General features: G+C 60.9%; 10 protein-coding genes. 4 read left to right on the top strand and 6 right to left on the bottom strand.

Annotation, left to right across the window (positions count from 1 at the left end; all coding sequences use genetic code 11):
- Window positions 1–9: 9 nt before the first annotated feature.
- From HAPAU_RS16345 to HAPAU_RS16355, 3 genes are all read right to left on the bottom strand, one after another.
- Window positions 10–1,086, bottom strand: a complete 1,077-nt coding sequence (locus HAPAU_RS16345) for an ABC transporter ATP-binding protein (protein WP_066384956.1) — start codon at window positions 1,084–1,086, stop codon at window positions 10–12.
- Window positions 1,073–2,155, bottom strand: a complete 1,083-nt coding sequence (locus HAPAU_RS16350) for an ABC transporter ATP-binding protein (RefSeq protein ID WP_066384960.1) — start codon at window positions 2,153–2,155, stop codon at window positions 1,073–1,075. Before HAPAU_RS16350 ends, HAPAU_RS16345 begins: the two co-directional genes overlap by 14 nt.
- Before the next feature lie 225 nt (window positions 2,156–2,380).
- A complete protein-coding gene (locus HAPAU_RS16355; protein WP_169802677.1) occupies window positions 2,381–4,264 on the bottom strand; it encodes an ABC transporter substrate-binding protein in 1,884 nt (627 codons plus the stop codon).
- Between the two features lie 231 nt (window positions 4,265–4,495).
- Between HAPAU_RS16355 and HAPAU_RS16360 the strand changes: the two genes are divergently transcribed.
- Entirely contained in the window at window positions 4,496–5,476 is a 981-nt protein-coding gene (locus tag HAPAU_RS16360; protein ID WP_066384962.1) for an LLM class flavin-dependent oxidoreductase, read from the top strand.
- Window positions 5,473–6,534, top strand: a complete 1,062-nt coding sequence (locus tag HAPAU_RS16365) for a Gfo/Idh/MocA family protein (protein ID WP_066384963.1) — start codon at window positions 5,473–5,475, stop codon at window positions 6,532–6,534. The genes HAPAU_RS16360 and HAPAU_RS16365 overlap by 4 nt, the downstream gene beginning before the upstream one ends.
- Window positions 6,535–6,636: 102 nt before the next feature.
- On the opposite strand, the gene HAPAU_RS16370 is transcribed toward HAPAU_RS16365, so the two are convergent.
- Together HAPAU_RS16370 and HAPAU_RS16375 are read right to left on the bottom strand one after the other, a co-directional pair.
- Window positions 6,637–7,917 (bottom strand): DegT/DnrJ/EryC1/StrS family aminotransferase, encoded by a 1,281-nt coding sequence (locus HAPAU_RS16370; RefSeq protein WP_066384965.1) that lies wholly within the window; start codon window positions 7,915–7,917, stop codon window positions 6,637–6,639.
- Between the two features lie 107 nt (window positions 7,918–8,024).
- On the bottom strand, window positions 8,025–8,918 hold the full coding sequence (locus tag HAPAU_RS16375) for a Gfo/Idh/MocA family protein (RefSeq protein WP_066384967.1): 894 nt from the start codon (window positions 8,916–8,918) through the stop codon (window positions 8,025–8,027).
- Window positions 8,919–9,476: 558 nt separating this feature from the next.
- Between HAPAU_RS16375 and HAPAU_RS16380 the strand changes: the two genes are divergently transcribed.
- Entirely contained in the window at window positions 9,477–10,940 is a 1,464-nt protein-coding gene (locus HAPAU_RS16380; RefSeq protein WP_066384969.1) for an amidase, read from the top strand.
- A 6-nt stretch (window positions 10,941–10,946) separates the two neighbouring features.
- Here the strand turns inward: HAPAU_RS16380 and HAPAU_RS16385 are convergent, their stop codons facing one another.
- Window positions 10,947–12,395: a hypothetical protein gene (locus HAPAU_RS16385; protein ID WP_066384971.1), complete on the bottom strand. Its 1,449-nt coding sequence runs from the start codon at window positions 12,393–12,395 to the stop codon at window positions 10,947–10,949.
- Between the two features lie 105 nt (window positions 12,396–12,500).
- On the opposite strand from HAPAU_RS16385, the gene HAPAU_RS16390 reads away from it, so the two are divergent.
- A complete protein-coding gene (locus tag HAPAU_RS16390) occupies window positions 12,501–14,516 on the top strand; it encodes an alpha/beta hydrolase family protein (protein ID WP_066384973.1) in 2,016 nt (671 codons plus the stop codon).
- The last annotated feature ends 12 nt before the right edge of the window (window positions 14,517–14,528 follow it).

Consider the following 14,528-nt stretch of genomic DNA (forward strand, 5'->3'; position numbering starts at 1 on the left):
AATTGTGGGTTACGCTATCTCGTCGCTCTGCCAATACTCGTCCCTCTCGTCGCGCCTGAAGCAGGCAACCCCCGATTCGATGGTCTCGCCGGTCTGGGTTAACTGGGGGACGCGGTTTACACAAGTTTCACGCGCCTCGGGACAACGCGTGTGGAACCGGCAGCCACTCGGGGGGTTTTTCGGGTCCGGAATGTCGATCTGTCGGATTGGTGGCTCGTCGGATTCTTCCGTTATCGAATCCGGGTCCATTACGGGTGTCGCCCATCGGAGCACTCTAGTATACGGATGTCGGGGGTTTCGGATTATCTCCTCGGCCGGGCCGATCTCGACGAGCTTTCCGAGGTACATGATCCCGATCCGCCCACCGACCTTCTCGGCGAAGTAGTAGGCGTTCGCGAGGTCGTGTGAGATGTTTAGATACGAGGTGTTGAACTCCCGCTGTAGATCGTGCATGAGGTCCATCATCTCGATCCGCAGCGAGACGTCGAGGGCGCTGACGGCTTCGTCCGCGAGTATTAGGTCTGGATTCATCAACAGCGCTCGGCCCAATGCAATCCGTTGTTGTTCGCCGCCGCTGAGCTGGTGGGGATAGCGGGACGCATACGACGAGGCTGGTTTCATCCCGACGTATTCCAACAGTTTGTAGATCCGCTCTTCCCGTTCTTCGGTACCGATCTGTGGGTACTGTTCTTTGAGCGGTACCGAGAGGGAGTTGAGGATCGTTCTGTTCGGATTCAGCGAACTGCCCGGATCCTGGTGAATGATCTGCAATGACTTCCGAATCTCCGGGAACGGAATGGTGACGTCGCCGTTTCCGTCCTTCGCGTCCCAGATGTCCTGTCCCCGGTATTTCACGGAGCCGCTGGTCGGTCGCTGGAGGCCGACGGCTGTCTTTCCGAACGTGGTCTTCCCGCATCCGCTCTCGCCGACGAGGACGATGACCTCGTTTTCGCGGATGTCAAGCGAGACGTCGTCGACCGCCTTCACTACCTCCCGATCTCCACGAAGCGTCTGGAACAGGGATGCATTCGAGAACTCGACACCGACGTTCTCGAGGGAAACCACCGTCTCCTCACTTCGCGTCATCGAACATCACCTCGGGCGTCTCATTGCTGAGCGTGTAGGGGAGTACCTCCCGTGCTTCCGACCAGTGATGACAGGCTGCTCGATGTCGGTCGCTCACGTTCCGAAACGCCGGCTGAGTTTCGACGCACTGCTCGTTTGCGAGCGGACACCGGGAGTGATACGAACACCCTATGGGAACGTCGACGGGATCCGGACTGTCGCCTTCGATCGGCTGCATCTCGTCGAGCGCCGCGGCGAGGTTCGGGACGGCCTTGAGGAGCGCCCTCGTGTACGGGTGTGCGGCGTCTTTCAGAACGTCATGACACGGGCCGACCTCGACGAACTGGAACGCATACATGACGGCCAACCGATCCGCCAGATCCGCGACCAGCGGGAGGTCGTGCGTGATGAAGACGATCGTGATGTCGTATTCCTCGTGGAGCTTCGAGAGCAAGCTTGTGATCGAGCGCTGCATGAGCAGATCCAGCGCCGCAGTTGGTTCGTCCATCACGAGCACGTTCGGCTTGAGGAGTAAACTGAGTGCAATTAGCGCTCGTTGTGCCATCCCGCCGCTGAGCTGGTGGGGGTACGACTCCAGCACGCGATCCGGGTCGAGATACAGGTCCTTGAGCAGGGTGCGACCGTGTTCCATCCCCGCCTCGAGCTCGTAGTCGTGGGCGTAAAGCGTCTCCTCGAAGTGTTCACCGATCGTCATCGTCGGATTAAACGAGTCCATCGCACCCTGGAATACCATCGAGATCTCCTCCCAGCGGAATCTCTTGAGGTCCCGATCGCTGAGTTTACGGATGTTGTACGGTTCGCCATCGGGTGGGTGATAGATGACCTCGCCCGAGAGAACGCCGGGCTCGACGACCGCGTCCAGCAACGCGGAAGCGAACATCGATTTCCCGCTCCCGCTCTCGCCAACGACACCGATGATCTCATCGCGGTAGATGTCGATCGAGACGTCGTCCAGTACCTTTGATGTGCCCCGGTCCATATCGAACGAGACGGACGCGTTTCTGACCTCGAGCAGGAGTTCGTGCTGATTCTTGCGTGCAGTCGGTCGTTGGGTTTTGCGTATCGTCACAGATTCTCACCGTTCGCGAACACTGTTCGCTTTACTGCTGCCAGCAACGCCACGCCCCGAGAATGAAGCCGGCAGTTTTTCCATACGAACGTGTAGTGATATCATTATATAAATTTTGTGTTAGATGATACTATATGATAGGATAAAGATAATTGAATCAAGCGAACTGTGACGAACCAAATAAGATCGATCCTAAAAGCCACGGATCATCCGACCCGTGGTTGTTTATTTGTAGCCGACCGTTCCGTCTTTGATCAACGGATACGGGCCGTTGTTGGTCTGAAGCCTGCGGTCGCCGATCGGCCAGTCGAAGTCCTTCGTGTTCGCCCAGTGCCCAGATTCACGGTACAGAACGTCGATATCGGGCATATAGAAGTTCCACATCCAGCAGAGCTTCTTGATTTGGTCGTTTGTCCACTCGGTATCGTCGGTCCTGTGGATCTCCTGTACCGTCTCATGGAGGTTGATCTCCTCGGTCCCACCGGAAAGATCCTGCTGGCCGATCTCGGTCGGAACCTCCCACAGTAACGCCTTACCGTTGTAGGGCGAGTGGGTGCGGCCCTCGTCGAGCCACTCGTTGATCTGTCCACGGGCCGCAGAGTCGCCACCCAGCGCCGTCGTCGACGCGAGCCGTAACCCAAAGAGGTGGTGTGTTCGAAAGAAACTAACTGGGTGGAGCGTGTCGGCGGCGTAGTGGCTGTACATGCTGATTCCCCAGTCCATGTCTTCTTCGATCCGATCGTTCACAGTCGATTGCTCCGCGCCTTCGAATTCGATCGGGAAGCCGTATTCCTCGAGTTGACCACGGACAGTCTGACCCGGCACGTTGAAGAAGCCATCCGTACCGATCGTCATGACAATCGGGTCGATCTCGCCGCCGTCGGGCCCGTATATCGTCCCGTCTTCCCTGCTGTAGCCACCCTGTTCGAGGAATCCGTCTGCGAGGTCGTAGTCAGAGGTTTTCGGTGCGTAGTCGATGAAGTTATCGAGATCGTTGCCGACATACGTTTTGTTCCACTCCCGTTCGATCCCCGTGTGTACCTCGATCGGGAACCCAGTCTCGAAGTTCGTGACCACGTTCTGCGTATCGATAACGGCCGCCATCGCACGACGCACCGCGTAGTCGGCGAGGGCGTCGGTGTGGTTCCAGTTGATTAATACCTTGTACATGAACTTCGAGGGGTACTGGGCGATGTTCTGATAGTGGTCCGGAAGCCCCCCCGCGTACTTGTCTTCCAGTGCGACCGTTCCCAGATCGATCTGCTGGTTCATTATTAACTCGTCCTCCGCGGCCCCTCCCGCGATCAGTTCCTCGTACTGCTCGATCTGAACAGCGTCGGAATAGCGGTGGTGCTCGGCGGGTTCGAATGTGACCGCCTCCATAGACCAGTCGACAATCTCGTAGGAACCTGTTCCGAGCCCCTCGTCCATGTACTGGTCCATCCCGATGGTCACATCGAGGATCTCCGCTGCGACCTCGTCCCGAGCGCCGTCCGATGACGCGTCCTGCAGCCGCTCGAGGTATGGTTTCCAGGTCGCCGTATTGAGGGTGTGGAGGTTCTCACCCATTTCAACGCCGAGATTCAGCGTCTCGATGAGGGCAGGGTTCTTCGGCTCTTTCAGCCGGTATTTGATCGTCAACTTATCTTCCTGCCAGATTTCCTCGTATTCGCTTCCCTCAGGAGACATGAGACGGTTCATCTCCTCCCAGGTGTACATGTCCTCTGCGGTGTACTGATCGCCGTTCCAGAACGCCAAATCGTCCCGGAGCCGTTTCGTCAAGACCTGTTCGTTCCCGTCGTAGTCCCACGATTCAAGGGCTGGCGTCCCGACTTCGCCGTCGTTGTACGGAATATAGAGGCGGTCGTTAGCGAAATCGACCATCCGGGACGGCCAGTTTTCGCCGTACGGGCTCCAGTTGTACTCGTCGGGAAGAGTACTCCCCGAGATACGAGTTAGCGTGGGGTTGCCATTCGTCTCTCCGCCTTCGCTTCCCATACAGCCTGCAAGTCCAGCGGCCGTCCCCCCCGTCAGGGCGAGGAATTGCCGTCGGTCGATTGAGTCAAGCCTCGAGAGATACCTGTGGCGGCGATTGGTATTATCAACCATGGACAATACCTTCATCTACTCTGTAATAAGCTTTTTCCGCCTTTGAATTTCTCTATGCTATCAATAGTTACAATACGAAATATAATATATAGAACGAGACGTCTGATATCGGCGGCTGTAGCACCGTAGATGGCGATATTCCGACCATCATAACGTACATTACGATGGGGTGCTTCGACGAGGACGGATCATGTATGCCTGTCAGACGGATTGGACGGAGGAGAGTATCGCATGAAATTTGGCGTCTTTCTAAACCAGTACTACACACCCGAGAGCGAATTCTCGGTGACGGACCTGTACGAACAGGTCGAGTCAATGGAACGCCTCGGATTCGACGGTGCGGCCCTCGGCGAGCGGCATCTTCACGAGGAGGGGTTCGTCGAGCCAATCACTGCACTGGCGGCGATCGCGGCACGGACGGAGACACTAGACCTGTCGACGATGGCGATGTTGCCGATGCTTTACGATCCGCTCCACCTCGCCGAACAGGTCGCGATGATTGATCGTCTCTCAGGTGGTCGAATGCGTTTCGGGGCGGCCATCGGCTACCGGGAGCGGGAGATCGAACCATTCGGCGTACCGATGAATGACCGGAGTTCAGCCTTTATCGAATCGCTTCACATCCTCAAACGCCTCTGGAATGAGGGGAGCGTGAGCCACGATGGCGAGTACTGGTCGTTCGACGATATCTTCATCAGTCCACGTCCGGAGACCGAACTCCCGGTCTGGATCGGCGGCCACGCCGACATTGCCATCAAGCGGGCCGCCTACCGCGGCAACGGCTGGATCGCCAGCGCTTCGTCGACAACCGAGAACCTCCGACACCAGATCGGCGTCTACGAGGACTCCCTCGACGAGTTCGACGAGGTGCGGTCGGATCACGACGTTGTGTTGATGCGCGATTGCTTCGTCAGCGACTCGGTCGAGGACGCCCGTGAGACAATCGAGCCGTACCTCCTGCAGATGTATGAGTGGTACGCTCGCTGGGGGCAGACTTACATGGACGAGAACAACGTCGAAGTCGACTACGAGGAGTTAGAGGAGAAATTCGTCCTCGGGTCGCCTAATGACTGCATAGAACAGCTCCGCGAGTACGAGGCCCTCGGTGTCGACCAGATATACCTTCGCTGCCAATTCCCCGGACAGCCACAGGACGTCACCCTCGGGACGCTCGAGCGCTTCGGAACCAAGGTCATGCCGGCGTTTCAATGACCGACCAAACCATCGGCTATGTCGGCCTGGACCACCACCACGCGGACCCATACCTGCGGACGCTCGGAGAATTGCCGGTGAGGGTTACGGGCGCGTGTGAACCCAACCCCGCGTTCGATCCATCCTCGGTTCCGAGTCTCGGCGACGTTCCGGTCTACGACGACCTCGAGTCGCTGCTGGCGGCGTCGGCTCCCGACGTCGTGTTTCTAACAGTACCCAATCGGGACACTCCAGCCGCGATTGACCGGGCACTCGAGGCCGGCGTCGACGTCTATACGGAAAAGCCGGCGGCTCGGACCGCAGCAGAACTCGAACCTCTCATAGAGCGCGTGGAAAAAGGCGACGCGACGGTCGGCGTCTCGTATCCCTGGCAATCCCACCCGATCGCACAGGAACTCGCCTCACTCGTTGATGACGGATTCTTCGGCGAACTGCGAGCGTTCGACGCGCGGTTCGTCGCCTCCCAGTTGGCCTACCGGGAGACGTCACACTTCATCTTCGACGAAGAGGCAAGTCGAGGTGGTATCCTCCAGTGGCTCGGAATCCACTGGATCCAGTTGCTCACGCGACTTCTCGAGGAGCCGATCAGCCGCGTCAACGCCAGTATGGTCGCCGGAACCGACGGCGTCGACGTTGAGGACGGCGCAACGCTCCAATTCGAGACGGCGAGCGGGGCACTTGGTACGCTCCAGTGTGGCTACTATCTGAGTAAGACCCTCTACGATACCAAACTCGACATCTACGGGACCGCCGGTCGGAGCAGTTGGGACCCGATGGGGCGGGAGTTCGGCTTCGACGGGACGACGATACTCGAACTCGACGACACGAGTGGCGAGTGGGCCAGCACCCCACACCGAACGATCACTTATGACTACGACCCGGAACCGGGATACGGCGGTGCGTGGGGCAGGGAGTTCGTCGAGTCGTTCTTCGACGCTTGTGACGGTGACGGCGACCCGCCGGTGACGCTCGCTGACGCACTGGTCGTTCTCCGGATCCTCGATGCGGCCTACGAGTCCGCCGAAACGGGACGCTGGGTCGACGTTGGAACGGCGTAGGTGTCGGATTCGACGTACGCGGTCACGCGATATCGTGTCCTGATAATCGATTCCGTTGGCGCTCGCGCTGGTCCGATCGCGAGAAGGAGCGTGGTCTCCGTGCTATCGGGCGACCTTCTCGAAGGCGCGGGTGACCTGCTCAACGAACCCCTCTTCCGGTTCGATATACGAGGCGACGGTGACCACGCGCTCGTCGAGCGCTTCTGAGATCGGGAAGTCGCCTTCTTGATATCCCTCGTAGGCGGGGAGGCCGCAAAACTCGCCGTCGATCGGGCTCCGGCCGCGTCCCCAGAGGTCGTACCCTTCCCGAAAGATCGTCCGGCGGTGTTCCATGTACGAGAATCCCGGACCGCGGACGGGTGCGCCCTCTGCCGTGAGCGCTTCGACGACGACTTCCGGGGATCGGCCGAGTTCGTCGGGTTCGAGGACCACTTTTAGTCCACCGTACAGGCCATCCGTCTCGGACTCCTCGTACGGCCACACCGGTCTGACACCCGGTAGCTCCTCGAGGCGTTCGAACAGCCGGTCGCGATATCGCAACCGCCGCTCGACCCGGTAATCGAGGTTCTCGAGACCGACTTTCGCGATGCCGAGTGCGAGCGGGTGGGCGCGATACTTCAGTCCCAGCACTTCCCAGTCGAGTCCATCGTAGGGTTCGAGCGTGAGTTCATCGTTGACGCCGGATCGATGGAGGTGACAGTACGACAGTTGTCGCTCATAGTACTCCCGGACGTTGGTCGTAACGATACCGCCCTCGCCGGCGGCGATCGGCTTTCCGTGAGGCGAGACGCCCTGCAGACTGAAGCAGGCGATGTCGCCGACGCTCCCGATATGTTCGCCCTTCCATTCGGAGGCGTGTGCGTGGGCGGCGTCCTCGACGATCGGGATGTCGTGTTGATCGCTGATATCAAGTATCGCGTCCATATCGCAAACTCGCCCGTTCCAGTGGGTGATCGCGATCGCGGCGGTCCGGTCGGTGATCCGGCGCTCGATGTCGGCCGGGTCCGGCAGCAGCGTCTTAGGATCGATCTCACAGAAGACCGGTCGCGCGCCGAGATGTAGCGCGCCGGCGTACGCGCCGATGTAGCCCACTGTCGGGGTGATGACCTCGTCGCCGGGACCGACGCCGACCGCGTAGAACGCGCTCTCGATCGCCGTCGAACCGTGATCAACGGTCAGGCAGTACTCGGCGCCGCTGTACTCCCGGAACTCCGCTTCGAACTCGAGCGGAAAGCCCGAACCCGATCCGGAGATCGCTCCCGCTTCGAGGAGGTCCGTGACAATCTCCGTTTCGGCCTCGATCGGGCGCTTCCAGCGTTCCGGGTCGTCGATCGTGACGGCCGGATCACCGCCATCGACCGCAAGGGTGCTCGCTCTGGACATATCGTATTCATCGGTTGTAGTTCATTTCATATAAAACAGCTAGTCAATCATTTCAGTAGGCTGCAGGGACGAAGAGGCAAAGAGACGAAGTTGAACGGCCGAATCGATCAGTAGAGAGGCTCGTAGGTATCCGTAAACGACCTCCCATCTCGTGTGAGATCGGCCAACAGCGGGCTCTCGGGAGTGACCACCACGTCGAATTCCAATGCGGCCTGCACGCCGAGGAGGAGCGTCGCGGCGTCGAACAGCCGACCGCTCTCGTCGCGATTTCCACGGACGGTTTCGACGAACGCCTCGATGAACGGATTGTACATCCGGTTGAGTTCCTCCGCGGTAGCGTCGATTCGAGCGGTGCGGGTCGCCCCTCCGACGTCAAGCAATCCGAACGCCGCGTTCTCGGTCGGGCCGTCGAACCGGAGCGTCGCGCTCGATCCGTCGGCGAAGGTGACGGTCGTCGCCACACCGTGATCGGCGGAGACAATTCGGGTCCAGTCTGCACCGCAGATCGTACGTGCGGCGTCGGTGATGTGAACGCCGTAGTAGAACGGGTCGTTGTAACCGGCGGCGAACAGATCGTGTGTCCCGGCGTCTCCACGCATGATTGCCAGGGAAGGATGGGAGGGAACGGCCGAACCACCACAGAACGGCGTCCCGTTCCGTTCGACGGTACGTCGCAGCGTCTCAATGTCGTCGATCGAACCGGCGATCGGCTTGTCGACGAACGTCGGAACGCCGGCCTCGAGGAATCGGACCGCGATCGGTCGATGGCGATCCCAGTCGACCGTCAGTATCATCACTGCGTCGACGTGATCGATCATCTCCTCAGGACGATCGTACCGGGACGAACAGTGATCCCGGCAGAACGCCTCGGTGTACGCATCGGGGCGGACGTCGCCGCCGTCCCAGACCCCACGAACGGTCGTATCTGACCGGCTCGATAGCAGTTCAGCGAACTTCTCGGAATGGCTCGTATCGAGCCCGATGATGCCGACGTCGATCATATATTTCTACGAGCTACCTCGAAGCAGACTCGCTGTCCCCACGATACCCCCCTACCTCCTTAACGATGCCTATCGAACGTCTCCCCGGCCGCAGCCATGCGAGCGGTGGTCGGAAAGTGATTCGTTGTTGATGAGCGCCCGGAAACGATACGGAGTGACTCGAACAGTCCCGACTCGCTGACAAACGATTCCCTTGGTAACACCACTCATAGAAGTTTTGTAATACTAAACAAATCGCGCTCCGAGATGCAAGACACGGCGGAGCTGCTCGAAACCGTAGTCGAGCGCACCACATATTTTCGTTATTAGAAATATAATATAGAAGTGTACGAATTAGTGTTTACAAATCGTCGCGAGCTGCAATGGCATCGTCATTTACAGTTGTACAGGCGTAAGATAGTAAGTGTGATCGACGCACAGCGTTTGTCGATACAAAACGCGATGAGGACGACGGTAGTCAAGGTGTGTACCCATCTCTGTCGCGAGCCGGCGGTGATCCGTTCGACGCTCGATCGACCAGTACGTTTTTCTCGCTGCCCGGACCTTCTCATACAATCGATGACCATTGACCTTCGGTACGCACCCGCATCCGAACTGGCAGCGCGGATACGGGACGGTAACGTCTCGCCGCTCGAGGTCGTCGACACGTCTTTAGCACGTATCGACGACCGGAATGACGACGTGAACGCGTTCATCACGGTGGCGACCGACCACGCCAGAGCGCAGGCTCGCGAGGCCGAGCGGGCGCTCGAACGCGGCGACGATATCGGACCGCTTCACGGCGTTCCGCTCGCGCTCAAGGACCTCACCGGTTTTCGTGAGGGGATTCACCACACGTTCGGCTGTCAGGCGTTCTCCGACAACGTCGCCACACACACAGCCGTGTTCGTGCAGCGACTTGAGGATGCCGGCGCGATCGTAGTCGGAAAGACCAACACGCCGGAATTCGGCCACCGGCCGGTGACGGACAACCTACTTGTCGGGCCGACATCGACGCCGTTCAATCTGGCGCGCAACGCTGGCGGCTCCTCGGGCGGGAGTGCGGCGGCCGTGGCCGACGGGATGGTCGCGATCGGACAGGGCAGCGACGCCGCAGGCTCCGTTCGGATCCCGGCGGCGTGCTGTGGTGTTTACGGACTGAAACCCTCGTTCGGCCGGATTCCCAAACCGGCACGGCCGAACCCGTTCCAGTATCACTCCCCGTTCATCGACAAGGGGGTTCTGACGCGGTCGGTCACCGACGCCGCGATCGCGCTCGAAGTCATGGCCGATCCGCACCCGCGTGATCCATTCTCGCTCCCGGCGAGCGACACGGACTACCGCGGGGCCCTCGACCGGTCCCTCGACGACTGGTCGATCGCTTACAGCCCCGATCTCGGCGTGTTTCCGGTCGCCGGAACCGTTCGCGAGCGAATTGAGGATGTTCTATCGGCATTCGAACGGGAAGGTGCGACCGTCGACCGCGTCAATATCGATCTCGGCTATCCGCTGGAAGAACTCGCCGAGAAGACACGCTTCGGGTTAATGCAGGCATTCTCGGCCAAGATCGCGGATTCCATCGAACGACGACACGGGATCGACTTCCTCGGTGATGCGGCCGCCGCCGTCCCGGCGTCGTTCCGCGACCGGATCGAGGCTGGTCGACGGTTCTCACCGGTCGATATCGGGCGAATGAATCAGGTTCGGACCGTCCTGTTCGACGGCATTCAGGACGTCTTCGACGACTACGACCTCCTCGTCACGCCGACGCTTTCGAGACCCCCGCTTCAAAACGATTCGCTCGAAAACGTCCGTGTTGACGGGGAGAAGGTCGATCCGCAGGCGGGGTGGCTGCTGACGTGGCCGATCAACATGACCGGCCATCCCGCCGCGTCGATCCCGGCGGCGTTCCTCGACGAGGGCCCCATCGGCATGCAACTCGTCGGCCCGCGATTCGGCGATGAGGCGGTCCTCGCGGCGAGTGCGGCGTTCGAACGACAACGGCCGTGGGCCGACGCCTACCGGACGAAACTCGACACCTGAGCGATCCTACGCGAGCATCGAGTCGACGTCCCACTCCTCGACCGGCGTGAATCGGGACGGATCGAGATCGAAGCCCCGGCCGAACGGTGCGTCGATGACGCTTCCGAACCGGAACCGCCCGTCCTCGACGGCCATCGTGACGAATCCGTCCTCGTGACGGCGGTAGAGGTCGTCGTGGGCCTCGAGAACCCGGGTCTGGAGATCCTCCGGAAGGAAGCTCAATCCGCGGTAGTAGTGGTGACCGTTGCGCTCGATGTGGTCCAACCCCATCGTTCCCATCACGGCGAGGTCCTGAAGCAGTTCGACCGGCCCGATCGTCGTCAGGTCCTCGCCGCTCATGAGGTACTCGCCGCCATCCTCCTGGCGGCGCTTTTCGATCAGGGAGGCGTTGATCAACCCCTTGAAGACGCCCTTGCAGTTCTTGTGGCTCGTCCCCGCGTAACCACACTCGAGGGCACGCCCGGCGCTGTCGAGGTCGTCGTCAGATTCGTCGATGATGATCGGCGGTCGCCCCTCCCAGTCGGTGAGTACGTCGCGGGTCCTGTCGGTCAGCGCCGCCGCCCGGGGAAGGGGCTGTTCAACGTACGCGACGTGATCGACGACCGCCGCGAGAGAGGGATCGGTTGCGTGGCGCTCCCATTGGTCCTTGAACGCACGGACGGTGTCATACTGTTCGTTGGCGTCGAGTGTACACCGATACGACTCAAGTGAACTCGCCTCAAGGACGGCTCCGATCCGCGCGAGGCGATCCGCGTCGCGCTCCGCATCGGCCGAGAGCTTGATTTTGAAGTGATCGATCCCCTGTCGATCCACGTACGTCGAGAGCGCCTGCGGAAGGCCGTCGTCCAGACGGTCGTCCTCGCTCATCTCGTCGGGTTCGAGCGGGTCTGAAAGACCGACCGTGTGCCGGACTGCGGCATCGCGGGTCGGCTCGTCAGGCAGATAGGTCGCGAGGGAGACCCCCTCGAGTTCGTCGTAGATCCGGCCAGGTTCGACGCCTAATACGTCGCTACGGACCGCCTCGGCGAACGTGATCCCATAATGGCGACAGAACGCGTCGATCACCGCCTGCTCGACCATGCTCACGCCGTAGGCCCACAGCAACGGCGGGTGTGACGTCCCAACAGCCCACACCCGCTGGCGCTCGAAGAGGTCGTACCAGAGGTCGAAGACAGTCGACGACGGCTCCTGACGAAGGGCCGTTTCGGTCGCAGCCCGAAAGACGTCGAGAAGGGCCGTCGTCGCCTCGGCAAGCGAGAGTTCAGGCTCCTTGAGGAACCACATCGGGGCCATCCCGACCATCGAGAGTCCGGTCGCCTCTTCGTCGTCAATCCCGAGGGTGAGTTCAAGGAAGTGGTGGGGGCCTTCGGTCGCGACGACGTTTCCGAAATGAAACGCCATCCGCTTGTCGAGGTTACTTACGTACCGCTCCGCTCGCTTCACGTCGATCTCCATATCAACCAAGACGGACGGCCGACGGGATAAGTATGAGTGGTCGTTCTGGTCAAGGGTTCGAGGATCGCCACAACGTTGAAGGGAGCGGTGGCGAGAGGGAGGGTAATGGACAGCTTTCGAGCAAACCTCGACGGGTTCTACGACGTGAGCGACCAACTCCCGAGACACCTCCGCGAACGGGCCGAAGCGCAGTTCGAAGCCATACGAGAACGAAAGGACGCGATCCGGTCGGTGGCCGACCACGAGCGCCGCGTTGAGCGCGTTCGGGCGGCGTTTCTCGACGCACTGGGCGGGTTGCCCGAGGAACGAACGTCGTTGTGCGCCGAGTGTACCGGCGTGGTGAATCGGGAGGGGTACTCGGTCAAGAAGATCGTTTACGAGAGCCTGCCGGGAATGCACGTGACGGGTAACCTCTACCGGCCCGACAGTGACGGGCCGTTCCCGGCGGTACTGTTCCTGTGCGGCCACGCCGCGACCGGCAAAGCGAGCCCGGCCTACCAGCGAGCCTGTATCGAGCTCGCCCGGAACGGCTTCGTCGCGTTCTCGATCGATCCAATCGGACAGGGCGAGCGCGTCCAGAGCTACGACCCCGAAACGGGCGAGATCGATCGGATGAACCTCCGCGAGCACACGTATCTCGGCCAGCAGTGTCAGGTCGCCGGGTCGAACCTCGCGCGATACCTCATTTGGGACATGGTACGCGCGCTCGACTACCTCGAAGGCCGTTCAGACGTCGACGAAGACCGACTCGGTGCGACCGGGAACTCCGGCGGCGGTATGCAGACGGGTTTTCTGATGCTCGCGGATGACCGACTCGACGTGGCGGTCCCGTGTTGCTTCGTTACGTCCCGCGAGGAGTACATGAAGACCGGGCAGGCCCAGGACGGCGAGCAGATCCTCTACAGGGCCATCGAACGGGGGATCGATTACGACGACTTTATCGCCGCATTCGCGCCGAAACCCGTACTGATCGGTTCCGCACAGTCGGACTTCCTGTGTATCGAGGGGAGCCGAAAGACGCTCCGGCGAGCCCGCGACGTGTATGAACTCTACGACAGTCCCGAGAACGTGGACCTCGCGGTCGCCGACGACACGCATGGCCTCTCGGCACCGCTCCGTGAGGCGATGATCAACTGGTTTCGCGAGCACCTTCGGGGTGTGACCCCGACGTTCGAGACGGCCAATCCACCCGTCGAGGACGAGGCGACGCTCTTGTGTACCGCAGTCGGGCAGGTTCACGGCGAGTACGAAGACGAGACCCACGTCGTCGACCGCAACCGTGAGTTCGTTCGAAGTCGAGACGGAGACGCCGGTAGCGCACCCTCCGTCGACGACCACGACGCGTACGCGGAATCAGTCCGCGAGACCGTCACCGAGCGGTTCGATCTCGCGAGACCGGCCTCCAAACTGCATCCACGCCGCATCGACACCGAAACCGACGAGGCGGCCGGTGTTCGCTGGGAAAAGGTTTTCTTCTACGCCGAATCCGACGTGCTCGTCGCCGGCATCGTCGCTGTCGCGCTCGAACCGCCCGAGCGAACCGTTCCGACAATCGTCCTGTCGGATCACGGCACCGAGGAGTTCGGTGCCCACGAAGATCGGATCGCGGCCCACGCCCGTGAGCGGGGGATCGCGATGGCGTTCGATCCGCGCGGCGTCGGTGCCGTCCGGTCACGAGCCGTGAACACGCCACTGGCTAACGGCGGCGAGTACTTCGACTACCACGGGACAGAGTACAAACTGGCGAGCGACGCGCTCATGCTCGGGACCTCGCTGTTCGGAATGCGAGTGTTCGACGTCCTCCGCGCGTGTGACTATCTCGAACGACGCGTTCGGAACCGCGACAAACCCGACGACGTGGAGGGGTACGCGCTCGACGGGATCGGTGTCGGCGCGTTGCACGCGCTCGTGGCCGCGGCGGCCGACCCGCGATTCCGCCGGATCAATGCCGCGGACGTCCCGACGGGATTCTACGAGATCGCCACCGCGACAGAGTACGACATCGACTTTCGGCTCGTCGTCCACGGCGTCGTCGGGGAGTGTGACGTGCCACAGCTCCTACCGGCACTCGAGGACCGCGACCTGACGTGGGAGCGGACGGATCTGAGCCGATTCCGATAAGCCGAGATCCGA

The organism is Halalkalicoccus paucihalophilus (genome assembly GCF_001593955.1).
Classification (GTDB): domain Archaea; phylum Halobacteriota; class Halobacteria; order Halobacteriales; family Halalkalicoccaceae; genus Halalkalicoccus; species Halalkalicoccus paucihalophilus.

Coding starts and splice junctions, on each gene's coding strand:
- HAPAU_RS16365 (WP_066384963.1), top strand. CDS start 5,473: ATGACCGACCAAACCATCGGCTATGTCGGCCTGGACCACCACCACGCG.
- HAPAU_RS16385 (WP_066384971.1), bottom strand. CDS start 12,395: ATGGAGATCGACGTGAAGCGAGCGGAGCGGTACGTAAGTAACCTCGAC.
- HAPAU_RS16345 (WP_066384956.1), bottom strand. CDS start 1,086: ATGACGCGAAGTGAGGAGACGGTGGTTTCCCTCGAGAACGTCGGTGTC.
- HAPAU_RS16370 (WP_066384965.1), bottom strand. CDS start 7,917: ATGTCCAGAGCGAGCACCCTTGCGGTCGATGGCGGTGATCCGGCCGTC.
- HAPAU_RS16375 (WP_066384967.1), bottom strand. CDS start 8,918: ATGATCGACGTCGGCATCATCGGGCTCGATACGAGCCATTCCGAGAAG.
- HAPAU_RS16355 (WP_169802677.1), bottom strand. CDS start 4,264: ATGGTTGATAATACCAATCGCCGCCACAGGTATCTCTCGAGGCTTGAC.
- HAPAU_RS16380 (WP_066384969.1), top strand. CDS start 9,477: ATGACCATTGACCTTCGGTACGCACCCGCATCCGAACTGGCAGCGCGG.
- HAPAU_RS16360 (WP_066384962.1), top strand. CDS start 4,496: ATGAAATTTGGCGTCTTTCTAAACCAGTACTACACACCCGAGAGCGAA.
- HAPAU_RS16390 (WP_066384973.1), top strand. CDS start 12,501: ATGGACAGCTTTCGAGCAAACCTCGACGGGTTCTACGACGTGAGCGAC.